The organism is Bacillus sp. FJAT-29790 (assembly GCF_019039215.1).
Classification (GTDB): Bacteria; Bacillota; Bacilli; order Bacillales; family Cytobacillaceae; genus Cytobacillus.
The window spans coordinates 1,478,418-1,503,669 of the sequence record NZ_JAHNZZ010000001.1 but is presented as its reverse complement, the minus strand read 5'-3'; the positions used below and the strand labels follow the sequence as shown (position 1 = coordinate 1,503,669).

Below are 25,252 nucleotides of genomic sequence, written 5' to 3'. Positions count from 1 at the left end.
GATAAAAAATGCTGCTTTTATAGTATTTAATATTTTGTCACTGCGATTGAACCAGGGAGCCCAAATAAAATATAAATATCCCAAAAATTGAATAGTGTGGCTAAAGCCATTCTTGAAAAATCTAGTCACTTTCCAGCCTCATCAAAAGCTAAGAAACCGTCCAGCCACCACATACATTTAATGATTGACCTGTTATGTAATTAGCAGCATCCGAGACAAGAAATGCTACGCTTTGTGCAACATCAGCGGGTGAACTGATTCGCCCTAGAGGTATGGTTCCAATATAATTTTCTAAAGATTTCTCTGGGCTCGTACTTGATAATTCGCCCATGTCTTGAGCCATTTTTGAAAGTAGTTCCGTTTCCATTGCTCCTGGGCAGATGGCATTCACTCTTATCCGCTGTGGAGCTAGAACGATTGAAGCTGTTTTTGTAAGACTGATCATGCCTGCTTTAGAAGCTGCATATGCCACTGAAAGAGGACGGGGACTGTTAGCTGCTACAGATGAGATATTGACAATCGATCCCCCTTCGGTCATATGAGGTGAAACTTGCTGGATCATAAAAAAAGAAGCTTTCAAGTTAATATCCATCACTTTGTCCCAATCGGAAGAAGTTACCTGTGCAAAAGGTTTTACAATATTGATCCCAGCATTATTTACTAACACATTAATTTTGCCAAATTCATGCGTGATTTGTGATATTATCTCTTGAATATTTTCTGAAATTGAAAGATCAATTTCTATTCCATTTGCTTGATAACCTTTTTCTTGGAGTTGTTTAACAGCCATTTGCAGCTGAGCTTGATTTCGGTCAAGTAATATGACTTGATAATTAGCTTCTGCTAATTCTTCAGAAATCGCGTACCCAAGCCCCTGAGCCCCACCTGTTATGATTGCTACTTTGTTCATCTTATTCCTCCTCTAAAATGGTGTAAAAGAATCATTTATATTTTTTTATCTTGCATTCTTTATATTTTTATTGGGATTTTATGGTAATTAAATCTCACCTCCCGTTTAGTTACTTAATAGTATTACGATAAATAGCGAATTGGTCTAGTGCCAATTAATAAATTGGTTTTAATAAAGAAGGGCTTTTCAAAACAATTGTAAAAAAATATTGCTGCTTTTAATCGTATTGTTGTTAGGCTTGCAGGTTCGATTTACCTTTCGAGTGGAAGTTCTCACAATCGCTCAAATGGCGCTCTTCGGCATTAGTAAAGACACTGCTGTACGACTTGGAGCTTTTGTCGGCCAGACCCAATCGTCTCCTAAAAGGCATTAAACAACATTGTTCAACAATAAAGACGAAATATTAAAAAAATTATCAAAAATTGAAGGAGTTTGTAAAGTGGACAGAGAATTATATGTCCAATAAGGCAATTGGATATATTCCACAATCAATTTTCCGATTATTCTAAATAACGGGAATGGACAAATTTTAAGGAGGAAGAAAGATGAAGAAAATTTTTAGTATGGGTCTTGCCATATTAATGATTGCAGTTCTAGCCCTTGTTGGATGCAGTAAGGGGACTAGCGGGTCAGATGAATCAGGCAAGTCCAGTGGATCTGGATCAGCTAAAAAAGATGCGATGAAGTTAAAAGTAAGTATTACTGTTTCAGAGCAGGATACATGGGGGGTAGCCGTTAAGAAATGGGCACAAGATGTCGAAGAAAAAACTGACGGCCGCATTTCGATGAAGGTGTATCCGAATGAATCGCTTTCTAACGGTAATCAGCCTAAAGGTTTAGAAGCACTTCAAAATGGCTCCACGGATATTTCTGTTCACTCGACAATCATCTATAACGTGCTCGACCAAAAATTTGCTACACCATCACTTCCATGGCTAATCCCTGATTATGAACAAGCTGACAAAGCGATGAATGGTGAGGGCGGAAAGCAATTAATGGATTTAGTTAGAACAAAAGGGATCGAGCCATTAGCTTTTGGGGAAAGCGGTTATCGTCAGATTACGAATAGCAAGCATCCAATCGTTACACCTGAAGATATAAAAGGATTAAAAATTAGAACGCCATCGATGGAAATGATGGTGGATACTTTCAAGAAATTTGGCGGGGATCCAACCGTAATGAATTTTGCTGAAGTGTTTACCTCATTGCAGCAGGGAGTCATTGACGGTCAAGAGAATCCGCTGCCAATTATTTTGAATTCTAAATTATATGAAGTTCAAAAATATATAACGGTTTGGAATTATATCTATGATCCACTCGTTTTTGGAATCAATAAAAAGCTTTATGATGGCTTAGATGAAGAAACACAAAAGATTCTAAAGGAAACAGCACAAGAGGCAGCAAAATATCAAATTGAGTTAAATAGAAAAGAGAATGATGAAATACTTGCAAAACTTAAAGAGAATGGGATGGAAGTTGTTGAGCTGACTCCAGAGCAAATCGAGGCTTTCCAAAAAGAAGTAAAACCGATTATTGATAAGTATGAAGACATTGTAGGCAAAGAATTACTAGATGCATTTAGAAATTAATTGACCAGAGGAAAAAGGGGAGTCATTTGCCCCTTTTTTCTAATTACTTTATGAAGCATTTATTATCGGGAATAGGAGGAGAAGCATTGAGGATATTCGTTAAGTTAGAGGAATGGATTCTCATTATATTCATGTCCATTATATGTATATTGACGATGGCAAATGTACTTTCTAGACATCTGTTACATTCTTCGTTTTCAATGACAGAGGAGCTAACAACAAATATTTTTGCATTTATTATTTTTATTGGTGCTGCTTTGCTTGCAAGAGAAAATGGGCATTTAGGATTTGGTTTGTTGACAGACCTGTTGCCTAACCGTTTTAAAATAATCATTACATTTATTGTCGGCTGCTTAACTTCGGTATTCTTTGTCGTGCTTTTATGGTATGGATTGGAAATGGTTATGCAGCAGTATGGGTACGGCCAAAGGACACCCGCTATGGGACTGCCTGAGTGGATAATGGGATTGTCCGTTCCTCTAGGTGCTTTCCTTTGCATTATTCGATTTTGGGAAGGCTATGTGATGGAGATAAAGAGCTATAAAAAGGAGGGGAAAACTAATTGAGTGTAACAGCGATTTTTTTATTCGGAATCTTTTTTCTATTGCTATTTTTAAACATGCCAATTGCAGTTGCTTTAGGGTTATCGACAGCAGCTACTTTACTTTTATTTGATCTGCCGATTCAATCTTTGCCATCAACGTTATATTCTTCTTTAACAAAATTTACGCTTTTAGCGATCCCTTTCTTCTTTTTAGCGGGTTTGATTTTAGAAAGAGCTGGTATATCTAGAAGGCTCATTTATCTTGCGCAAACTCTTACAGGGCACTACACTGGCGGACTTGCAATCGTTTCTGTTGTGGCTGCATGTTTCTTTGCTGCTATCTCTGGTTCAGGTCCTGCAACGATGGCCGCTGTAGGGTCGATTATTATCCCAGCAATGGTTAAGCAGGGCTATCGAAAGGATATGTCTGCAGGCTTATTAGCAACTGCGGGCGGAATTGGTATTATTATCCCTCCAAGTATTGCTTATATTGTTTACGGGGTTGTTGCGGAAGTTTCGATCGGAGAATTGTTTATTGCAGGGATTATACCTGGGCTTTTAATGGGACTAATTTTAGCAATAACCAGTTATTTTATTGCAAAGAAAGAAGGAATTCCGACATTACCAAAAGCAAATAGAAAAGAGATATGGGCTGCTTTTAAAGATGCTTCTTGGGGTTTATTAGCACCTGTTATTATACTAGGAGGTATTTATTCCGGCTTTTTTACACCGACTGAATCAGCCGTTGTAGCTGTATTTTATGGATTGATTGTCGGTTTATTTATTTATAAAGAGATTAAAGTAAAGGAAGTTCCTAGTCTTTTGCTCCAGTCAGCAAAAACAACAGCAATGATCATGCTCATTGTTGCTTCAGCCTCCTCCTTCGCATGGTTAATTACGGTGGAAGGAATTGCCGAAGATATGGCACATGCACTTATGAGCATTGCACCCGAAAAATATACGATTCTTTTAATGATCACGATTATTCTATTAATTGCTGGTATGTTTGTTGATGCAATCTCTGCTTATTATATTTTCTTACCAATCTTCCTTCCAATTCTAGGTGTGATGGGAATCGATCCAGTCCATTTTGGAATCTTAATGACGATGAATTTAGCAATTGGTCTAGTGACCCCACCAGTTGGTCTTGACCTATATGTAGCTTGCGGCTTAACCGGGCTCTCATTAAAGGAAATTTCTAAGGGGGTTATTCCTTTTATCATTGCTTCAATCATTGCGTTACTCTTAGTAACATATATTCCTGCCATTAGTTTATGGCTGCCAGGTGTACTGAACATGAGGTAGGGAGTGAGTTTGTGCTGTCAATATGGGATCAAATGGTTATTGATTCAGATAAAGGAATGCCATTATATAAACAAATTTCGCAGCAAATAGAACAAATGGTCCATGAAGGAAAGCTGAAACCAGGCATGCGACTTCCATCTGAGCGGAAGATGGCAGCTTTATTGAAAGTTAGCCGAATGACGCTTACTTTGGCATATGAAGAGATGAAAACACGTGGAATTGTCCGTAGTCAACAGGGGAGCGGAACCTTTATCATGCGAGGACCGAAAATGGAAAAGACAGAACAAGCAATAACATGGCATACGAATTTTGCTTACCAAACTGAAAATGTCAATCATGGTATGGAAGAAATCATGCGATTTGGCAGAGATTCCAGGTTAATCCCCTTTGGAGGTGTAGGGACAGCACCTGAAGTTCATCCAGGCATTGATTTTAGTCAATGCTTTGCAGAGCATTTACGGAAAAATCCGATCTTACTGCAGCTGCCTGCACCTACTCAAGGGTATGAGCCTTTAATTCTAGAAGTTAAATCATGGCTCTCTGAAAGCGGCATTCATGCGGATGAAAAAGAAATCATGATCGTATCGGGTGCGATGCAGGGGCTTGACTTAATTAGCCGTTTATTTCTCGGTCCTGAGGATTATGTCATCATGGAGGATCCCGGTTTTCTTGCAGCTTCAGATGCTTTTGCCGCTACCGGGGCAAAAATTTTGCGAATTACTCTAGATGAAGAAGGGATAAAAACGGATAGCCTTGAGAACTTGCTCATGCAGTTTCCAGTTAAATTCATCTATATCAATCCAACCTTTCATAATCCGACGGGCATCACCATCTCAATGGCCAGACGCAAGAAATTATTAGCATTAGCCAAAAAATATAGCGTTCCAATCGTGGAGGACGATCCGTTTAGTATGCTTTATTATGGGAAAAAGCCTGTTCCCTCCTTCAAGGCATTGGATAAGGATCATATGGTTATCCACCTACAATCATTCTCGAAGTATTTATTTCCGACCCTTCGTGTGGCTGTTTTAGTTGCGCATGAAGGGATCATTTCCAACCTCGTAAAGGTGAAGCAAAGAGTCGATTTGCATAGTAATAATTTAACCCAAATGGCAGTCCAAGTATATTTAGAAGAAGGAAGGCTATCAAGGCATATTGAAAAGCTTCGTCAGGCTTACGATAGGCGTCTCTCTATAATTAATGACATATTAAAAGAGAAACCTAACCTTAAGTGCAGGATTCCTGACGGCGGCGTATTTTTATGGTGTAAAATCCCAAAAGGCATCTCATCGGAAAGATTGCTTGAAATAGCGATTAAAAAGGGTGTTTCGTTTGTTCCGGGAAGCTGGATGAGCGGGGTAGGAATGTATGAGAATTACATTCGGTTAGCCTTTACACACCCTTCTTCAGATCTGCTTAGAGAAGGCATTGAAATTATTGATCAGGCCATCAATGAATATTATTCATACCAACCATGATATTGGTTATGGGAATTCATTACAGAAACTTTTAAACTAGTTGTAAGCACTTACAACGTGATTTTGCTTAAAAACGGTCAAAGGTGGGATGGTAATGAACCGGGATTCTCATTCGGTTTTTGATGAAAAAAGAGGAATCATTATGGGGTATCTTGGACCAGGTGAAGATTTAATCACTGGATTAAAAAAAGCATGCCAAAAACATAATGTAAGCTCAGGAACGGTTTCGTGTATTGGCTCCTTATCTACGGTATCTGTCTATCAACCAGAATATGAAAATGATCAACCAGCCTATTCGAAGCCGATTGTTTGGAATTCACTTGTTGAGCTGCTTTCTGGGAATGGCATCCTTGGAAAAGACGAGGAAGGGCATCTTGATATACACTTCCACGGTGTGTTTATCGATCATCGGAAGAATCTATCGGGAGGTCACTTCATAGAAGGAAAAAACATCGTTGCAATAACAGTGGAGTTCACGATCCTTGTTTCAGAGGGAATTCAGCCTGTTAGAGAGTTTTATAAACCACTAGGCTACCACCTTTTCAATTTCTATAACGAAAGTGAGGTTTAATCGTGCAAACCATCGCTCACTTAGCAAATAAAGTATTTAAAAAATATCCGGAAAAAATGGCTGTTAAGGACAGCAGGCGAAGCCTCACATATAAGGAACTGCAAAAACGGGTTTATCGAATTTATTCTGCGCTGAAAAAAGCTGGTCTTGAAAAAGGCGATCGTATTGGGATTCTCATGTCTAACCGTTTGGAACATATCGAATTAGATTTGGCTGTCGCTTATGGCGGTTTTATTAAAGTACCGATCAACTATAGGCTTCATCCGAAAGAAGTAGAATATATTTTGGAACATGCCGAAGTGAAAATTCTTATCGGGGAGGAAGAATGGATCCGTCCTGTCGAAACAAAGGGTAAAACCATTCTAATTGGCAATGATTATGAGGAATGGCTGTTGTCACAGGAAGGAACGAAACCAGAAATCTGTGCAAATGAAGATGACCTCTTTGCGATCATGTATACATCTGGCACTACAGGAAAGCCAAAAGGGGTAATGCTATCACACCGAAATATTATTTCTAGTGCTCTATCTTTGGCGCTCGTTTGTGAAATTACCCCAGGCGATGTTGTCGGTCACGTTGCTCCATTAACACATGGCAGTAACTTTTTATCTCATATTTCCTGGCTGTTTGGTCTGACACAAATCGTGTTTGATAAATTCAATCCGTCCGAATTTCTGAATGATGTTGAAAGAAATAAGGTTTCGTTTATTTTCATGGTCCCGACAATGGTAAATTTAATGATCCAGGACAAGGACTTTGATGCTAAAAAATTAGCAAACATTAAATCAATAAATATGGCTGGTTCTCCGATCGCTGCAAGTAAACTGAAGCAGGCCATTGAAAAAGCAGGTCCTAAATTTATTGAAACATATGGACTTGTGGAAGCACCAATGGCGATTACCGTTATGCCAAGGCATGAGCTTCTGACAAGACTTGAATCTTGTGGCGGAGTAGGCCCATTTGTTGAAATGAAACTAGTAGACGATCAAGGGATTGAAGTAAAGCAAGGCGAAATCGGTGAAGTCATCTGTAAAGGTCCGCTCGTCATGCAAGGCTATTGGAGGAACAAAGAAGCAACGGAAGATACGCTTCGTGATGGATGGCTTTACACGGGCGATTTAGGCTGGGCAGATGAGTGCGGGTATCTTCACCTTGTTGACCGGAAAAAAGATGTTATTATAAGCGGCGGTTTAAATATTTATCCTCGTGAAATTGAAGAAATACTGAATAAGCACGACGGGATAAAAGAAACAGCTGTTATCGGAATGCCTCATGAATTGTGGGGAGAAGCTGTCATTGCTTACTGTGTGCTGAATGATGGGACAATGGTCGAAAAAGAAGAACTAGTCGAGCTCTGTATGAACCATTTAGCAAGCTATAAAAAACCAAAAGAGATTCATATTGTTGAAGAACTTCCGAAAAGCAGTTACGGAAAAATATTAAAACGTGAGCTGAAGCAGGTTGACGGGAGCGTGGCAAAATGAAAAAAGTCACTGTAGCAGGAATTGGAATGACTGCCTTTGGTAAACATGAGAACGCTTCATTAAAAACTTTGCTAATGGACGCGTGTGTGGATGCATTAAGGGAGGCAAACTTTCCGAGAATCGATGCCGTTTATATCGGAAATTTCATGTCGGGTTCATTAGGAAATCAAGAAATATTGGGAGCAATTGTTGCGAATGATCTAGGTTTAGGACCTGTCCCGACGGTTAAAGTAGAAGGTGCGTGTGCATCAGGCGGGATTGCCTTTCGCCAGGCTTTTTTAATGATTCAAAGTGGCGAGTATGAGAATGTCTTGATTGCTGGTGTAGAGAAAATGAGACACAGGGCAACAGAAGAAACGACGAAAGCTATTAATGCTGCAATGGATAATGATTCGAATGAAAAGCATGCAGGTTTAACGTTTCCAGGCTTTTTTGGAACCGTAGCCAATCGCTATTTTTATGAAACGGGTGCCTCTAAAAAGCATCTAGCAATGGTTGCCATGAAAAACCGGGAGTATGCGCTGAACAATCCAAAAGCACAATTTAGAAAGCCGACAAGCATTGAAGAAATTATGTCTGCACGAATGATTACCGAACCTTTAGGGCTTTTTGATTGTTCCCCCACTTCAGATGGCGCCGCTGCGATTGTTCTCTCAAAGGGGGAAAAAGGAGTGATCGTCAGGGCATCCGCTCAAAGCTCCGGAACAACACAAATGCAAGAAGCGGAGGAACTCTTAAGCTTGCCGGCGATTAGAGAGTCAGCCAATCGCGCATACCAGAAAGCGGGACTAGGTCCGGATGATATTGATGTCGTTGAGCTGCATGACTGTTTTTCGATGACGGAAATTCTTGCGATTGAAGAGCTCGGTTTTTTCGGGAAAGGTTCTGGATGGGAAGCCATCGAGAAGGGGTTAACGAAACATGGCGGAAAAATACCCGTAAACACAAGCGGAGGTCTCCTATCAAAAGGGCATCCGATCGGGGCAACTGGAATCGCGCAAATCTATCAAATTGTTTCTCAGCTTCGTGGAACGAGCTGCAATCAGGTTGAAGGTGCCAAAATCGGATTAGCGCAAAACTTAGGTGGAACAGGTGCATATTCGACGGTTCACATTTTCGAAGGGGTGAATCCATGATGACAGAAATACAAGTCTATGAATGTGCTCAATGTGAAAAAAAGTTTGTCCAGCGTAAATGGATCTGTCCAAACTGCCAGCATACCGAATTTCAACTTAAGAAAATAAAAGGCGAAGGCAAGGTCTTCTCACATACGACCATCCATGTTTCCTCCAATGAGTTTTCACACTTGACGCCATACACGATTGCGTTAATTGAGTTACAAGAAGGATTGCGTCTGACAGGAAGAGTGACAGAACGGGTTGATATAGATGAGGAAGTAGCGTGTATTTCCAAACAAGAGAATACGTATGTTTTTGCGAAAAAGACCTTGGCAAGTTCTTAAAATGAAATAAAAATAAATTCCTCATTTGTTGCATGACCCTCGCCTCTTTAACGTATGGATGAAGCTAGGGTCAGGTTATTTGTGAGCTTATATTAATAACTAGACAGGGTGATTTAAGCGGTAAAAGGAGTTTTAGTTTATAAGACGATTATAGGTAATATCCATTCTGTCCCTCTGAAATAATCGAAAAAAACAAGGAAGAACCTTCGGAAATGTAACGAAGGTTCTTCCTTGTTTTCTCTATTTCTTTTCCACTGCCTCCAACAACAAATCCACAATATGAACTGCCCGCATCTGATCAGATAATCCTTCACGTTCAATTCCTAGTTTCATTTGCAAAAGGCAGCCAGGGTTGGCGGTGACGATTGTTTTTGCTTCGGTTGCTTTTACAGTATCCATTTTCGAATCTAAAATTTTCATCGACATTTCCGATTCAACGATGTTATAAATACCTGCTGAGCCACAGCAGCTATCAGCATTTTTCATTTCGCTATAGGTTGTCCCTTGAATGGCTTGAAGGAGCATTCGCGGCTCTGAAGCCGTTTTCATGACATTTCGCAGGTGACATGAATCTTGATACGTAATCACCTGGGCAGGGAGAGAGAGCTCTTTTTTATGAAAATCGAGTTCTACTAAAATTGCAGAAATGTCCTTTAGTTTCATGGCAAATGCTTTTGCGCGTGTAGCCCATTGAGGGTCATCTTTTAATAGATGATCATAATCAACGAGGAAAGCACCGCAGCCACCAGCGTTAGTAATGATAAAATCTACTTCAGCTTCCTCAAAGGCAACAATGTTTCTTTTTGCTAATGCTTTCGCGTCTTCTTTTTCACCACTATGCCCATGTAACGCCCCACAGCACGCTTGTGATTTTGGAATAACAATTTCACATCCTGCTAGTTGCAGCAGCTTCATTGTCGCATCATTCGTTTTCATAAACATCGTATCCATTAAGCAGCCTGAGAAAAACGCGACCTTTTTCTGTCTTGTCCCAATTGCATTTAAATGTTCTGGACGATTTAACATTTCTTTCCGGGTAGGCACTTGTGGCAGAACTTTTTCCATTGTTGCTAAATTTTCTGGAAATAGCTTCATCATCCCGCTCTTGTGAACAATATTCTGCATCCCTGATCGTTGGTATATGCCTAAAAGGCTCGTAAGTGTACGCATCCGATTTTGGTAGGGAAACAACCCTTTGAAAACCGTTTTCCGAACAACTCTTGCGGATAATGAATGCTTTTTATTTTGATTAATAATATCTCGTGCTTCTTCAAGAAGGTGGCCATAATTCACACCTGAAGGGCAAACGGGTTCACATGCCCGGCATCCCAAGCACATGTTAAGAGAACGTTCCACATCTTCATCTGGTTCAATAAGGCCATCGACGACAGCCTTCATTAATGCGATTCGCCCGCGGGGGGAATGGGATTCTTGAAATCCAGATTCAATATATGTCGGACAGGTTGGCAAACAAAATCCACAGCGCATGCAATTTAAGAGTTCATCTTCATCCATACGCGATTGGAATTCTGCCTGAATTTGTTGCTGTTCTTTTAATGTTGTCATTTTGTAACCACCACACGTTTTCGGGAATCTTTGGCAAATATTTTTCCAGGATTCATGATGTTGTTTGGATCAAGACTTGTTTTTATTGCTTTCATTGCAGCAACTCCTGCATGACCAAGCTTCATTTCTAAGTATGGTGCTTTCATGACGCCAACTCCATGTTCACCTGTAATCGTACCGCCTAATTCAATCGCTTTTGCAAAAATCTCTTCGAACGCTTTTTCAACACGTTCAATTTCTTCATGATCTCGCGAATCGGTTAAACAAGTAGGGTGTAAGTTACCGTCACCCGCATGTCCGAACGTGCAAATCCAAAGCTTGTATTTTTCAGCAATTTCATTGATCGCTTTGACCATTTTAGCAATCTCTGATCGGGGAACCGTTGCATCCTCGAGAATGGTCGTTGGCTTTAGACGGGCTAGGGCGGATAACGCCGAGCGTCGTGCTGTCCGAAGTGCTTCAGCTTCTTCTTCTGATTTTGCTGCCTCAACAGATACAGCGTTTTCCGACTTGCAAATTTCGATGATGCTGTCGATATCTTTCGTCACTACGTCTAATGGACCATCTTGTTCAACGAGTAGAATCGCTTTCGCATCAGTTGGAAGGCCAATTTGCGCAAACGCTTCAACGGCTTCAAGTGTCGGCTGATCAAGAAACTCTAACGTTGTCGGGATGATTTTATTTGCGATGATTTTTGAGACCGTCCTTGCAGCAGCTTCAAGATCTTGATAGAGTGCGAGAATTGTTTTTTTCGTCTCGGGCATTGGAATCAATTTAAGTGTCGCTTCTGTTATGATTCCAATCGTTCCCTCTGATCCAACAAATAAACGTGTCAAATCATACCCAGCGACGTCCTTAGCAAGCTTTCCACCTGTACGGATAATATCGCCATTCGATAACACGATTTCTAATGCAATGACGTAATCCCTTGTTACCCCGTATTTTAATCCACGCAGACCGCCTGCATTTTCATTGATATTGCCGCCAATTGTTGAGATTTTCATTGAACCCGGATCTGGCGGGTAGAATAAACCTTTTGCTTCAGCGGCATTCGTTATATCAAGCGTGATGACACCAGGCTGCACAGTGATAGTAAGATTTTCTTCATCAATCTCTAAAATTTTATTTAAGTGTTTAAATAGAAGAACGATTCCTCCTTCAGTCGGACATGTTCCAGCACATAGATTTGTTCCAGAGCCCCGTGGTACAATCGGAATTTTAAACTCGTTACATAATCTAACAACTTTAGAAATCTCTTCTGTATTACGAGGGGCGATAACCGCGTCTGGCATCGATTGGAATTGTGGGGTTGCATCATAAGAATAGACGAGTCGACCTGCCTTCGAATCATCAAAATTCTCAGGACCGACGATGTGAATTAATTTTTGCCGGATTTCATTATTTATCATTTTTCAGCCTCCTAAAAAAATCGCTTACATTTTTCATTTCAACATGCATGTTTTCAATTTAATGAACCTTCGAATATATACATAAAGGAATGGTATGTATTTCAATTCATTAATTCCTTAAAATAAGCATAAAAAAAAGCGGAGGATTCCGCTATGGTGAAAGCTATGAAGATGGAGCGTTTATTTCTTTGTTTTTTGGATGTTCATCCAATAGAAGCAAGGCGATATGGAGTGTCGACAGATCCTCGAAGGAGCGTGGATTCAGATTTGTCATTTCCTCGATTTTTTTCAGCCGATAATGGAGGGTATTTACATGAATATGCAGTGCATTTGCCGTATTTTTTATGGATTGGTTCTCCTCGATAAAAACACGAAGAGTGTGCAATAAATCACCGTCAGATATAAGAAATGCAATGGTTCTGTTAACAAACTCACTTCTTGTTTCTTCATTAATCTCTTGTAGAAGCATCTCCATTTTTAAATCATCATCAAAAATAATTTTTTTCTCCCGTTTGGCCACTAATAAAGCGCGTTCCGCTTGATTAAATGACTTTCGGAGTTGCTTGGCGCCGGCTCTTTTTCCTACCCCAAGAGAAACTTGGACGGAAAAATCAGCCTCTAATTGAGCTTTGATTTGCTGAAGTTCATAGAGGATAGTATTTATCGTGTGACCAGTTAATAAGAGCATAAACCGGTCGTTACCCCATCTTATATAAATATTCTTATTCCTTTTATGATTTCTTTGTTGTAATTGATTCCATATCTCTCTCTCAGCTATGTTCGGCGAGTTTTCTATACTTCCTAGTACAACTTGGCGATCAACGGAAAGATCGATTCCGATGATTGCTGCACGATCGTAAAATTCAGTCGACCAATCTTTCGCCTGTAACCAATCAAAGACAAAAGCTTCAAGTGCCCTCGAATTCCACTCGATTTGTTCCGCATAATAGCTCTCCTGTATGAGGAGCTCTGTCATTTTTTTTAAAATTTCTCCATAATGTGCAACCTTTGATGGCTCCCCGGTTATTCCAATTACGCCAATCACCTTATGCTGGAAAAAGACAGGTAAATTGATTCCTGCTTTTACGCCTTTTAATGTTTTTTCCATGTCCTTTGTAATAACAATATTTCTGCGTTCACGGCTTGATAAAAGAGCGCCTTCATGAAAGCTCCCTAGCCGGTTATCGTCAGTGCTAGAAATGATGGTCCCTGAAATATCAACAATAATAACATCCTCATCAATCAGTCTGCGAACCTCTTGGATTATTTTTTTGGCAAGTGAAGGTAAAAGCATCGTAAAGACCCCCGAATGTACAATTATGTTCATTCTAGCATTTTTAAGATGTGAAAAGGGGGAGGGGTACGAATTTAAAAAACAACAACCTTCATGGATTTACTTCGTGCTGTCTTTCGACGAGCTGAACAATTCTTTCTCGATTACGCTTTGGCGCAGGAGCATTGTCTTTAACCGCTTCTCGGAAGGTAAATCGAACCCGCGTGTCTATCAACAACACTGTTTAACAAAGCCTATTTTATAAAAAATAGTAAAAATGCGGAGGGAATATGTCCAAGCCACTTAGCTGAAGCACCATAATATAATATGGAAGATCTCCTCCCTAAGATCTCTGATCTACCATTTACCGTTAATCGTTTAATTATGATTAACGGTTTTTTTTGTAGTAGGTATGGTGATTTAACGAGATGTATAAAGTAAAAAGGATGGGAACTTCGTTGACCTTGATAGCTGGAAAATTGTTTGTAAGAAAATTAACTTTTTTCATGAATGAATACATCTCTTGTTTTGGCCTATTGAATTATATTTGGATTAAATAATCTTAAGTGGGGATTTAGAGGATTTTATCTATATAGTTAAATTATAGTAAAATATAACTAACTTCTCTAGAGAAAATATGGTAAATTATATTAATAAACTCATAATTATAGTGTGAAAAGAGGAAAATGCATGAGATTCAGTGTAGGTAAAAAGTTGCTTTTCGGATTTTTATCCGTATTATTGTTATTTGCAATCGTCAGTGGAATCGCTAATTATGGAATGGATCAAGTAAATAAGCGTTATTCCAATCTTATAGATGATAGAGTAACAAAGCTTGTACTTGTCAAAAGTATAAAGGAAGATCTGGTCAACGAATCGAATGGAATTCATGGGTATTTACTAACTGGGGATTCCGTTTATCTTAGTGAATATGAAGTTGCTAGAAAAAGATTAGCCCATCAGTTAGAAGATTTGGGTGGAGATTCAGAAAATGAACATTCGCAAAAACTAATTGAAGAGCTAATTAATTTACATAGCCAGTTCGAGGAAATAGCTGAAAAAGAAATTAAATATAAAATAGAAGAAAATGAAAAAGCCTATATGGAGCTTGTCAAAACATCTTCAAAAGAAATTGGACATGAATTTAATAAAAAAGCAGAGGAACTCGTAAAATTCCAGGAAAACCAATTAAATGTAGGTACGAAATCAACTTCACAAACAGTAAATTCAACTAAGTTTTTTGTTTTAATATTTAGTATTATTGCGTTCATTATTGCAATGGCCGTTGCTTACTACATAAGTAGAATGATAACCAAGCCGATCGCAATGGCGGCTTATGCGATAGATAGAGTAGCTGAAGGGGAATTAGACCTTAAGGAAATGAAAGTCAAGAATCGCGATGAAATTGGATCACTGATTCAATCATTAAATAAAATGGTTAATGATCTAAGGGGAATCGTGGGGCAAGTTAGAGATACTTCGACAAAGGTTGCTAATAGCAGTGAGGAGCTCGCAGCTAGTGCAGAGCAAAGTACACTTGCTTCCGAACAAGTTGCCCATATATCCCAGCGAAATGCAGGAGGAATCGAACAACAGCTTCTTTGTTTCCAAGAGGCGGCGGATTCTGTTGGCGAAATGGCTGAAGGTATTTTCCAAATCATAAACAACAGTGAAAAAATGCGGGAAGTCACATTGGAAGCAAATACACTTACAGAGCAAGGTGCACAATCCGTTGATAATGTTGTGAACCAGATGAATGAGATTAACCGATCTGTTGAGAACGCATCACAGTTTATTAACGCACTTGAGAGTCGTTCGGAAGAAATTAGCAATTTCGTTGGCATTATTACGGATATTGCAGACCAAACCAATCTATTGTCTTTAAATGCAGCAATTGAAGCAGCTAGGGCAGGAGAACATGGAAAGGGATTTGCGGTTGTAGCTGATGAGGTACGAAAACTGGCAGAAGAATCCAAGCGTTCCGCAGATCAAATCCAGCAGATGGTACACTTCATACAAGAAGAGACAAAGAATGCAGTGCTAGCGATGGAAGATGGCAACATGCAAGTGAAAGAAGGGCTTGAGGATACGAAAGAAGCAAGTATGGCTTTTTCACAAATCGCTCACTCGATGATTGATGTGTCAGGGAAAGTAGAGGATGTGTCATCATCATTAGAAAAGCTGACTTCACTCGGGGATCAAATATTTACTGCGATTATGAAAACAACAGCTATTTCTGAAAAAAGTGTTGCTGCCACACAAGAGGCTTCCGCGGCCACAGAAGAACAACTCGCCACGATGGAAGAAGTTTCATCGTCTGCGACAACCCTTGCAATGCTATCTGAGGAGATGCAAATGGTAGTTTCGCGATTTAAAATATAACAAAAAAAGTACTAGTTCCGGCTAGTACTTTTTTCTATTTTCTATAAGGGACTTAATCCCCCTTGTGCTTTTTCCCTGAACCATTTCCAAGCAATGTTTGCTTTATCATTTGATGCCCTAGAACAGCTACCCCAGCAGCGATAATTCCATTTATTAATGCTTCGATCGAAAGTCCGAAAGCTAAGCAGGCGAATGCTATAGAGACAAGGAGGAGTACCCAAATAATAGTCCAATTAGGAACCGCTGGCGTTTGTTTCAAGGCAAAGCCAAGCACCCAAAGTGCAGGAACAAGCATGAGATAATTTTGATTTAAATAATCCAATAAATTCACGGTTTCACCTCCTGAATGACAGTTACTTCCATTTTATGAATGAAGACTTTATTTCGCATAGTCCCATTTCCTATTAATAAATAAAATTCACATCAAATGCGAAGAAATTATTCGGCAGGGATTTTCAAAAAGATCATGTCCGCTTTTAACACTCCTTTATATATAGAGGTTGAAAGGAGGTGATCGAAATGGCACAAGCTATGATGATTGATACGAAGCTTCGCCTTAGTTTTGAAACGGGAGTGAATGAAAAAGGTCAACCTGTTTGCAAAACGAAAACATTTGGGAATATTAAGCGATCAGCAACAGCAGATCAGCTGTTTCAGGTAGCACAGGCGATTGCGACCCTTTGTAGCGACCCAGTTGTAACAGTTGTTCGCAATGATAGCTTTGATATTTTTGGGTAATAAGAAAAGCGGAGGGCGCTCGAAGCTAGACAAAGAAAGTGTAGCGGGTCCGAAGCTAGTAATCATGCTAGCTAAAAAAATGAATATTTTTTGGAGGTGAATCGATTGGCGAAATCATTGGAGTTGACATTTTTAACAGAAACAGGGAAGTTATCGCAGCTATCCATCGAAAACCCGAAGGAACCGATTAATCCAACTGCCGTTAAACAGGCAATGGAAGAAATTGTTGCTGCAAATGTTTTTCAAACCAATAATGGAAGTTTTGCGGCAGCAAAAGGAGCTAGAGTCATTGATCGCAATGTAACAGAATATGAATTAGCATAATGTTCGATGAGCCGGTTCGCTTTTAGATCCGGCTCATTTCGTTCTTTAAGAATGATTTTTTCGAAAAAATTCGGCATCTCTCTTTTCCAAATCCAATTGAAAGGAGTGCGGGTGATGGAAGAATTAATCCCCCTAATCAGTGAACTTGGCTTTCCTATTGTCGTCACGCTATTTTTGCTGCATAGAATAGAAGCGAAGCTTGATGTAGTGGTCAATTCAATACAGAGTCTGCCAGAAAAATTAAAGGAATCGGAATAAAAGCGTTTACAACGCCTATTTGTTGACTTTTTTTTCTAATAATGTTAAATTTAAATTAGCCTTATGCATCGTATTCTATTTTGCAAGTCTCGTTTTCCAGAGAATACTATTGTTTGGATGAGTCATGCGATAAACGTTGTAAATGGTGAATTAACACATGGCTTGTTAGGGCCAATAGGAGGATATTTTCACATGAAAAACGGTAAAGTTAAATGGTTTAATGCTGAAAAGGGTTTCGGATTCATTGAAGCTGAAGACGGAAACGACGTATTCGTACATTACTCTGCCATCCAAACTGAAGGTTTCAAATCATTAGATGAAGGTCAAGAAGTATCTTTCGAAGTTGTTGAAGGTGCTCGTGGACCACAAGCAGCAAACGTAACTAAAAAATAATAGAAATACCAATATTCGAGCAGCTCTGTCTATGGCAGAGCTGTTTTTTATTTTTTGCAAAAAATAGATAGAAGTTTCCAAAGTTTTCTGATAGAATAAGAACAAATGTTTGTAGTTGGTTTATTTTATCTAATTAAATGGAAAAAGAGTGAGCAATTTCTTTTATAGGCCAATTATGCTGGCAACTTTCGATTATTTATTTTGCTATAATTAAATCATTATATAATAGGATAATAGAAGAAATGAGGATGAGAGCAATGAAATTTATTCATACAGCCGATTGGCATTTAGGGAAGTTAGTTCATGGGATCTATATGACTGAGGATCAGCGCTTTTTTCTGAATCAATTTGTTGATCTTGTGGAAGAAGAAAAGCCGGATGCAGTAGTGATTGCGGGAGATTTATATGACCGTTCTGTTCCGCCAACAGAAGCCGTTGAATTGCTGAACGAAATTCTTTTCAAGATTAATGTTGAACTAAAAACACCTGTCGTTGCAATTGGAGGGAATCATGATAGTGCGGAGAGGCTCTCGTTCGGAAGCTCATGGTATAAGCAAAGTCAATTCTTTTTATCAGGGAAACTGGAAGCTGGGTTTCATCCCGTACATATAAACGGAGTGAATTTTTACCTTGTGCCGTATGCTGAGCCGGGAATGGTCCGTCATTTGTTAGGTGATGATACGATTCATTCACACCAGGATGCAATGAAAGCAGTCATCGGCAAAATCGAAGAATCATTGAATCCGAATGAACCAAATGTTTTTGTTGGACATGCCTTTGTTCTTGGCGGGAAAACAAGCGATTCAGAACGAACATTATCTGTTGGTGGATCTGGCTGTGTTGGTGCTGAGTTGTTTGCTCCATTCTCCTATACAGCTCTCGGTCATTTGCATAGCCCGGATGCGATTAAACATGATAAAGTCCGATATTCAGGTTCACTCCTAAAGTATTCCTTCTCTGAAGCGAAGCAGGAGAAATCGGTTTCGATCATTGAAATCAATGATAAGGGCCAATTTGATTTACGAATCCGGTCACTTACCCCAAAAAAGGATTTACGAGAATTGGAAGGATATCTCGATGAATTAATGGACCCCAGCTTTTACGAAAAGCAAGTTCAGCATGACTACTTAAAAATTATTCTTCATGATGAGGGAGCCTTAATTGATCCAATCAATAAACTCCGGCAAATTTACCCCAATGTCCTCCATCTGGAACGAAAAATAGCCATGGCTGATATGAAGAAAAAGCATTCTTTTACAACGATTAAAGAAGAAAAAAAATCCGACCTCGAGTTATTTCAGCATTTTTACGAAGAAATGACGACTTCAGCCTTTACGGATGAAAAAAGTGCTGTGATGGCCGAAGTCATTGAAAAAGCCTTAAAAGAGGAGGTTCAGAAATGAGGCCATTAAAATTAACTATGCAGGCATTTGGTCCCTATGCCGGAACGGAGCGAATTGATTTTACAATGCTTGGAAGTAGAACGATGTTTGTCATTTCGGGAAAAACAGGTGCAGGGAAAACGACAATCTTTGATGGAATAAGTTTTGCGATTTATGGAAAAGCGAGTGGCGAGGATCGAAACGGACCCGACCTTAGAAGCCAATTCGCTAAAGATGAAAATTTGACAGAGGTTTCACTTGAATTTACATTAAGAAACAAAACGTATTTCATTTCTAGGTCCCCTCAGCAAGAAAAGAAAAAGGAGCGGGGCGGTGGATATACAACGGTAGGAGCGAAAGCTGAATTATATGTTTTTGATGAAAATGGGAATAAACAGCTACTTGCTGCCAATGTGCGCGATGTGGATGAAAAAATAAAGGAAATAATGATTATTGATAGTAATCAATTTAGACAAATCTTAATGATTCCCCAAGGGGAGTTCCGGAAGCTTCTTACATCAGAAAGTAAAGACAAGGAAGTCATTTTGCAACGCCTATTTCATACGCAATTGTATAAACGAATTGAAGAAAAGCTTAAGGAAGACGCTGCAGAGCTAAAGAGGACGGTAGAAAAACAGCTTGCAAGCCGAAACCAGGCGATTCAGCAAATTCATCCTGTTTTTAATGAGGAATTAAAAGGGTATTTGGAGTCCGAAGGTGTAAATGACACCATCATCATGCCTCTTTTACAAACTGAAATTAGCTTGATGATTGCGGAACTTGAAAAGGTAACGAACAAATTAAAGGAAAAACAGGAGCAAAGAGATGGGCTTCAACAGAAGCTATATGAAGCTGAGGCGATCGTGAAGCAGCTTAAAGCGAAGGATGATTTAAGTCTGCGGAAAGCGGAGCTTGAAGGGAAGAAAGAACAATTCGTACAAATAGAAAAGCAAATCGATCTTTCTCAAAAAGCGGCTCTCCTTGCCCAGCAAGAAGAGCTATGCCATCATTTGAAGAAAGAATTGGATTCAGCTAATCATGCCCTTGGGTCGCTACGGGCAAACAGCGCCACACTTGCCGATCGGCTAAAAGAGCAGGAAACGGCATGGGAAAATGAAAAAAACCGGGAGAATGAAAGAAAAGCAACCGGAGAACAAATTAGTCGCTTACAGAATATGAAGGAGGATATTTACTCTTTCGCAATGGTTGAGAAGGAGGTTCTCACGAAAGAAAGAGAGCTTCAATCAAAGAATATACAGAAAAATCAAATCGAAGAATCGCTAGAAAAAACAGAACAAAACATTCAATCCTTATTAGATGAGAAACAAAGGATTGAAAGGGATCAGCTGATTTTTGTTGAAAATGCCCACAAGCTGGAGAAAATAGATAAAGAAATAGAGCGGTTGAATAAGTACGAAGAACAGAGTTCTCGTTATGATAAAGCAAGGATCCATCTCGATGAGAGAAAAGGATATTTTGAGAATTCAATTGCTAGGCTAGCAGATGCAAAAATAACTGTCGAGCAATTAGAACAGAATTGGTTGCATGGACAAGCTAGCATTTTGGCGAATAAACTTAAGGACGGCGATGCCTGTCCGGTCTGTGGATCTGAGCATCATCCAATGCCAGCTATTTCAATGGATGCCATTCCTGATGAAAAGGACTTAAAGGCAGCTAAACAGCAAATGGCCGCAATTGAGAAGGAAAAGGCTGCAGCGGAATCGGCTTTTTATGAAGCGCAATCAACGGTCCTACATTTGAGCGAAGCAGTTGAGGAACTTATCCAAGAAATTCAGCAGCACCGTCCAGATTTGACACCTGAAAATCTTCCAATAATCAAAAGGACGATATTATCCGAACGTAATGAACTGGCAAACATACAAGGTGAGCTGGAGAACAGGAAGAAGAGGCACGGCGTATGTTTGAAGGAACTAGAAAGCGCTGAAAAAGACAAAGAGAATCATTCTGTCCATCTTAAGGGAATTGTTAAGCAAATCAATGAAGCAACGATTCTTTATACGGAACAGAAAACGAACTTAACAAGAATGATGGAACATATTCCCGAAGAAATTCGGGCAGTGGATATATTCGAAAAACGCCTTCAGCATGCTGTGAATAAACAGGAAGAACTTCTGAAAAGATTGGAAGCAGCCCAGCAAAGCTATCAACATACGAAAGGGAAATATTTAACAGAAACAGCCAAATGTGAAACGATCGAGAAACAAGCTGAAAAATTAAGTGAGCAGCTTTCAAGTGAAAGGGAAGCCTTTGTACTAAGAATGAAGAAACAAGGCTTTGAAACATATGGCGAATATAATGAAGCAAAAAAGACGGAGCAAGAAGTCCGCTTAAAAGAAAAATCTTTAAGGGACTACCGTGAAGAAATCCGTTCTGTCAGTGATCGTTTTGAGGAACTTTCTCAGTTGTTAAAAGACATAGATGAGCCGGATTTGGACAAGCTTAGTCACTCCTTTAAAGAAGTGGAAGGACAAATTAGTCTCCTTCAGACAGAGTATACAAATCTATTTATTAAGAAAAGGGATAATGAAGAAACAGCCAAAAATATCACAAACATTAATAAAGAGATCAAAGCCCTTGAAGAACGATACAAAGTAATTGGGGATTTATACGAAATTGCCAAGGGGCAAAATACGTATCGAATTACGTTTGAACGGTTTGTCCTCGCTGCTTTTCTAGATGATATTTTAAGGGAAGCTAACGGCAGGCTCAGTAAAATGACAGGTGGACGATATGAATTGCTCCGGAAAACTGACCGTTCTAAGGGTAATGCCCAAAGCGGATTGGAGCTGCTAGTTTTTGACCAATATACTGGCCAGGAAAGGCATGTCAAAACATTGTCTGGCGGAGAAAGCTTTAAAGCGGCTCTTGCACTTGCATTAGGACTTGCTGATGTTGTACAGCAATATGCCGGGGGCGTTTCCCTAGAAACGATGTTTATCGACGAAGGGTTTGGAACGCTCGATCCGGAATCATTAGATCAGGCAATCGAAGCATTGATTGATATCCAAAGCAGCGGCAGATTAGTCGGGATTATCTCGCATGTCCCTGAGCTAAAAGAAAGAATCGATGCCCGTCTTGAAGTAATTGCTACGCAAACCGGGAGCATGACAGAATTTCAGTTTTTAACATAATTATAGACGAAATTCTTCTTTTTAAGAAAATGAGTCTACCAAATATAGCATTAAGGGTAAAGATGGAAAGGATCGAATGCAAGAATCGATCCTTCTTTTACAAGAACATTGATATAAACGATGATATGGAAATAAGTGAAAATAGAGGATGGTTAAAATGAAGAAGAGAGTGGCATTATCGTGGAGCGGTGGAAAAGATGGTTGTCTTGCCCTAGATGTTTTGACAAAACAAGGGGTCGACGTAGTCTGCCTAGTTACAACGATTCCGAGCGAGCTAGGGAGAACATTTGGGCACGGGGAAAAGACGGAAATGGTGAAGATGCAAGGGGAGGCTCTAGGAATTCCTGTTGAATTGATCTCATGCACGTTTAAGGATTATACCGAAAGCTTTATGAATGCCTTAAAAATATATAAAGAAAAATATCTTCTTGATGGGGTCGCATTCGGCGATTTGTATTTAGAGGGCCATCGGGAATGGGGAGAGAAGCTTGCAGTGGATGCGGATCTCGAAGCCATTTATCCACTTTGGACAAAAAAGGAAAATTCCTTTTCTGCATTAGAAACATTTATTGGATCTGGTTATAAAGCGACAGTGATCCGAGTGCGTGAAGATGTCTTGGATGAAACATGGCTCGGCCGGCAGCTCGATTCAACATTTCTACAAGATGTTAAGGAGAAGGATATATGTCCAATGGGTGAATCAGGTGAGTACCATACTTTTGTGTATGACGGGCCCTTATTTAAACAAAAAATCCTTCTCCAACAACCGGAAATAATAGAGCTTGAAACAACCAAAAAGCTGGAGTTTAAGCAATCTCAGCTCATCGTAAAGGACGTTTAATCAAGGCTCTTTTTCGAAATTTTATTGCTTTTCATTCGAAATCCCGATCTATTACTTCATTATTAATTAGATTGAGGCCTCGTAGCCTGTATGAAATCATCTTATTAATTAAATAAAAACAGCCTTAATCAAAGCACTTTTCATATTCCTCATTAATGAAGGAGAAAGTTAGGTTATAGCAAACATCTTTAGATTATTGAATTATATTTGCTTTCCGGATAAAGTAGGAATGAAAGCGTGACAGGAGTAGGTGGCAACGTTGAATAAAAGATATTTTACGATTGGAATGGCTGGCCATATTGATCATGGGAAAACAACGCTTACGAAGGCATTGACAAATGTTGATACGGATAGGCTCAAGGAAGAAAATGAACGGCAAATTTCGATTGAACTTGGCTTTGCCCCTTTATATGAGGACGATGAGATTCAAATCTCCGTTGTGGATGTTCCTGGGCATGAACGTTTTATTAGACAAATGATTGCGGGAGTAGCTGGGATTGATTTAGTCGTCCTCGTTGTGGCAGCCGATGAAGGCGTTATGCCTCAGACAAGGGAGCACCTTCATATCTTAGGTCTTTTAGGTATTCGCACCGGGATCGTGGCGATTACAAAAATTGATCGGGTAGATGAAGAATTTATCGAACTTGTGAAAGATGACATTTTAGAAGAATTAAAAGGCACGGTTTTTGAACATTCTCCCTTTGTGTTAGCGGATAGTTTGTCGCTTAAAGGAATTGATGATCTAAAAAAATTGATTACAGTTACACTTAAGGAGCAGCAAACAAGGGATGTAAAAGGTGCTTTTCGGCTTCCAATCGATCAGGTTTTTACAATCAAGGGTCAGGGTACGGTTGTTAGGGGAACGGTTTACGAAGGTTCGGTGGAAGAGGGACAATCATTATTCATTATGCCAAAAGGATTGGAAACCCGCGCCCGACAGCTGCAAGTACACCATAAACCGGCCACGAGGGCATTCGCCGGACAGCGGACAGCGATTAACTTATCAGGGATAACGAAAGATGATGTAGAACGCGGGGATGTGCTTGTTTCTTCCGAGCATTTTATTGTAACAAGCACGATTGATGTTGCCTTAAGAATTGCGGGAGATTTGGACTATATGGTGAAACAGCGGATGCCGATCAAATGTCATCTCGGAACGGCAGAAGTCATGGGTCGTATCGTGTTTTTTGATCGAAATGAATTAAAGGATGAAAGCGATGAGATTCTTTGTCAAATTCGGCTGGAAGAGGCGGTTGTTACGAAGCGTGGTGATCGCTTTATTTTAAGACGTCCAAGTCCCCAGGAAACGATTGGCGGGGGATGGGTTATTGATCCGCGCGGTGAAAAATACCGGTTTGGTCATCAAACAGTGGAAGAATTGGAAAGGAAAAAAGAAGGCACACCGAAAGAACGAGTAGCAGCGGCGCTTTTGGAGGAAAAAAGTTTGACGATCTCCGAATTAGTGACAAGAACTTCCCTAGAAGAAAATGAATTGCAATCCATCCTAAAGAACGAGGCGTTCCTCCTTTATAATAGGAAAGAATACACTCTTTTATCATTAAAAGAATTGATCGAAGAGGAAATGTATGATCGTTTAAAAGTCTTTCATCATGCGAACCCGATGAAGTTAGGGATGAATAAGGCCGAGCTCTTACAGACAATGCAAGCCGTATATCCGAAGCGGCTCCTTGAATACGTGCTGGAACAGGGAATGCAAACCTTTGTATTTGGCAAGAAGGAGCAATTTATTCATCATGGTGATTTTCATCCGCAAGTTCCAAAAAGTTGGGAAAAAAGGACTGAAAGCATGCTGCACGAATTGAAAAGTGATGGATTAAAAGTCAAGTATTTAAGTGATTATTTGACAAAAGCGGGGATACCGAACGATCTTGTGCTAGATCTAAAAAGGTTATTGGTTGATCAAGGCGAGATCATGCCCCTTGATGACCAATATTTCTGGCATGGCGAGCACTTTAGGGATGCAGTGGAAAGATTAAGGAATGGCACTGATGCTGAGTTTGAGGTCGGAGAAGCGAAGGAGATTCTCGATCTTTCCCGTAAATATATGATTCCGTTTTTGGAACGTCTTGACGCATCAGGTGAAACGATAAGGGTGGATAATAAAAGAGTTTGGCAGTAGTTCCTGACAGGAAAAGGTGAAAGCTTACTACTTAGCTAGCTTTCACCTTAT

The 25,252-nt window shown here is 39.7% G+C and carries 22 protein-coding genes and 1 pseudogene; 18 read left to right on the top strand and 5 right to left on the bottom strand.

The annotated features are described in order from the left end of the window. Positions 1 to 148: 148 nt before the first annotated feature. Positions 149 to 910: an SDR family NAD(P)-dependent oxidoreductase gene (locus tag BGM26_RS07000; protein ID WP_217039018.1), complete on the bottom strand. Its 762-nt coding sequence runs from the start codon at positions 908 to 910 to the stop codon at positions 149 to 151. A gap of 545 nt (positions 911 to 1,455) precedes the next feature. On the opposite strand from BGM26_RS07000, the gene BGM26_RS06995 reads away from it, so the two are divergent. From BGM26_RS06995 to BGM26_RS06960, 8 genes are all read left to right on the top strand, one after another. Further along, positions 1,456 to 2,499 carry a DctP family TRAP transporter solute-binding subunit gene (locus BGM26_RS06995; protein WP_217039017.1) on the top strand — a complete coding sequence of 348 codons (1,044 nt, stop codon included), beginning with the start codon at positions 1,456 to 1,458 and terminating at the stop codon, positions 2,497 to 2,499. 86 nt (positions 2,500 to 2,585) lie between these two features. Further along, positions 2,586 to 3,065, top strand: a complete 480-nt coding sequence (locus BGM26_RS06990) for a TRAP transporter small permease (RefSeq protein WP_217039016.1) — start codon at positions 2,586 to 2,588, stop codon at positions 3,063 to 3,065. Next, positions 3,062 to 4,348, top strand: a complete 1,287-nt coding sequence (locus BGM26_RS06985) for a TRAP transporter large permease (protein WP_217039015.1) — start codon at positions 3,062 to 3,064, stop codon at positions 4,346 to 4,348. Before BGM26_RS06990 ends, BGM26_RS06985 begins: the two co-directional genes overlap by 4 nt. An 11-nt stretch (positions 4,349 to 4,359) precedes the next feature. Further along, on the top strand, positions 4,360 to 5,826 hold the full coding sequence (gene pdxR / locus BGM26_RS06980; RefSeq protein WP_217039014.1) for a MocR-like pyridoxine biosynthesis transcription factor PdxR: 1,467 nt from the start codon (positions 4,360 to 4,362) through the stop codon (positions 5,824 to 5,826). Between the two features lie 94 nt (positions 5,827 to 5,920). Then, positions 5,921 to 6,397: a PPC domain-containing DNA-binding protein gene (locus tag BGM26_RS06975; RefSeq protein ID WP_217039013.1), complete on the top strand. Its 477-nt coding sequence runs from the start codon at positions 5,921 to 5,923 to the stop codon at positions 6,395 to 6,397. 2 nt (positions 6,398 to 6,399) lie between these two features. Beyond that, on the top strand, positions 6,400 to 7,881 hold the full coding sequence (locus BGM26_RS06970) for a class I adenylate-forming enzyme family protein (RefSeq protein WP_217039011.1): 1,482 nt from the start codon (positions 6,400 to 6,402) through the stop codon (positions 7,879 to 7,881). Continuing rightward, complete coding sequence (locus BGM26_RS06965) at positions 7,878 to 9,017, top strand: thiolase C-terminal domain-containing protein (RefSeq protein ID WP_217039009.1); 1,140 nt, start codon at positions 7,878 to 7,880, stop codon at positions 9,015 to 9,017. Before BGM26_RS06970 ends, BGM26_RS06965 begins: the two co-directional genes overlap by 4 nt. Next, positions 9,017 to 9,343 carry a Zn-ribbon domain-containing OB-fold protein gene (locus BGM26_RS06960; protein ID WP_217039007.1) on the top strand — a complete coding sequence of 109 codons (327 nt, stop codon included), beginning with the start codon at positions 9,017 to 9,019 and terminating at the stop codon, positions 9,341 to 9,343. Before BGM26_RS06965 ends, BGM26_RS06960 begins: the two co-directional genes overlap by 1 nt. Positions 9,344 to 9,583: 240 nt before the next feature. Here BGM26_RS06960 and BGM26_RS06955 read toward each other — a convergent pair whose 3' ends face one another. From BGM26_RS06955 to BGM26_RS06945, 3 genes are all read right to left on the bottom strand, one after another. Further along, positions 9,584 to 10,909, bottom strand: a complete 1,326-nt coding sequence (locus tag BGM26_RS06955; protein ID WP_217039006.1) for a (Fe-S)-binding protein — start codon at positions 10,907 to 10,909, stop codon at positions 9,584 to 9,586. Continuing rightward, positions 10,906 to 12,318 (bottom strand): glycolate oxidase subunit GlcD, encoded by a 1,413-nt coding sequence (gene glcD / locus BGM26_RS06950; RefSeq protein WP_217039004.1) that lies wholly within the window; start codon positions 12,316 to 12,318, stop codon positions 10,906 to 10,908. Before glcD ends, BGM26_RS06955 begins: the two co-directional genes overlap by 4 nt. 163 nt (positions 12,319 to 12,481) lie before the next feature. Then, positions 12,482 to 13,612: a CdaR family transcriptional regulator gene (locus tag BGM26_RS06945; RefSeq protein ID WP_217039003.1), complete on the bottom strand. Its 1,131-nt coding sequence runs from the start codon at positions 13,610 to 13,612 to the stop codon at positions 12,482 to 12,484. Positions 13,613 to 14,281: 669 nt separating this feature from the next. On the opposite strand from BGM26_RS06945, the pseudogene BGM26_RS21910 reads away from it, so the two are divergent. Together BGM26_RS21910 and BGM26_RS21905 are read left to right on the top strand one after the other, a co-directional pair. Then, a pseudogene (locus BGM26_RS21910) lies at positions 14,282 to 15,031 on the top strand (CHASE3 domain-containing protein); the annotation flags it as partial. Then, positions 15,026 to 15,973 carry a methyl-accepting chemotaxis protein gene (locus BGM26_RS21905; protein ID WP_483297797.1) on the top strand — a complete coding sequence of 316 codons (948 nt, stop codon included), beginning with the start codon at positions 15,026 to 15,028 and terminating at the stop codon, positions 15,971 to 15,973. The pseudogene BGM26_RS21910 and the gene BGM26_RS21905, both read left to right, overlap by 6 nt. 52 nt (positions 15,974 to 16,025) lie before the next feature. Here BGM26_RS21905 and BGM26_RS06935 read toward each other — a convergent pair whose 3' ends face one another. Then, positions 16,026 to 16,304 (bottom strand): phage holin family protein, encoded by a 279-nt coding sequence (locus tag BGM26_RS06935; protein ID WP_217039000.1) that lies wholly within the window; start codon positions 16,302 to 16,304, stop codon positions 16,026 to 16,028. 188 nt (positions 16,305 to 16,492) lie between these two features. On the opposite strand from BGM26_RS06935, the gene BGM26_RS06930 reads away from it, so the two are divergent. From BGM26_RS06930 to selB, 8 genes are all read left to right on the top strand, one after another. Beyond that, positions 16,493 to 16,711 carry a DUF1659 domain-containing protein gene (locus BGM26_RS06930; RefSeq protein ID WP_217038999.1) on the top strand — a complete coding sequence of 73 codons (219 nt, stop codon included), beginning with the start codon at positions 16,493 to 16,495 and terminating at the stop codon, positions 16,709 to 16,711. A gap of 105 nt (positions 16,712 to 16,816) precedes the next feature. Then, a complete protein-coding gene (locus BGM26_RS06925) occupies positions 16,817 to 17,035 on the top strand; it encodes a DUF2922 domain-containing protein (protein ID WP_217038998.1) in 219 nt (72 codons plus the stop codon). A 114-nt stretch (positions 17,036 to 17,149) separates the two neighbouring features. Then, positions 17,150 to 17,293, top strand: coding sequence for a YvrJ family protein (locus BGM26_RS06920; RefSeq protein ID WP_217038997.1), 144 nt, complete (start codon positions 17,150 to 17,152; stop codon positions 17,291 to 17,293). 192 nt (positions 17,294 to 17,485) lie between these two features. Beyond that, a complete protein-coding gene (locus BGM26_RS06915) occupies positions 17,486 to 17,686 on the top strand; it encodes a cold-shock protein (RefSeq protein ID WP_217038996.1) in 201 nt (66 codons plus the stop codon). A gap of 257 nt (positions 17,687 to 17,943) precedes the next feature. After that, positions 17,944 to 19,089 carry an exonuclease SbcCD subunit D gene (locus BGM26_RS06910; protein ID WP_217038994.1) on the top strand — a complete coding sequence of 382 codons (1,146 nt, stop codon included), beginning with the start codon at positions 17,944 to 17,946 and terminating at the stop codon, positions 19,087 to 19,089. After that, the gene (locus BGM26_RS06905; RefSeq protein ID WP_217038993.1) at positions 19,086 to 22,220 is read left to right on the top strand and encodes an AAA family ATPase; all 3,135 of its coding nucleotides are present in this window, start codon (positions 19,086 to 19,088) and stop codon (positions 22,218 to 22,220) included. The genes BGM26_RS06910 and BGM26_RS06905 overlap by 4 nt, the downstream gene beginning before the upstream one ends. 157 nt (positions 22,221 to 22,377) lie before the next feature. Then, complete coding sequence (locus BGM26_RS06900) at positions 22,378 to 23,061, top strand: Dph6-related ATP pyrophosphatase (protein ID WP_217038992.1); 684 nt, start codon at positions 22,378 to 22,380, stop codon at positions 23,059 to 23,061. A gap of 259 nt (positions 23,062 to 23,320) precedes the next feature. Continuing rightward, positions 23,321 to 25,201 carry a selenocysteine-specific translation elongation factor gene (gene selB / locus BGM26_RS06895; protein ID WP_217038991.1) on the top strand — a complete coding sequence of 627 codons (1,881 nt, stop codon included), beginning with the start codon at positions 23,321 to 23,323 and terminating at the stop codon, positions 25,199 to 25,201. Positions 25,202 to 25,252: the final 51 nt, after the last annotated feature.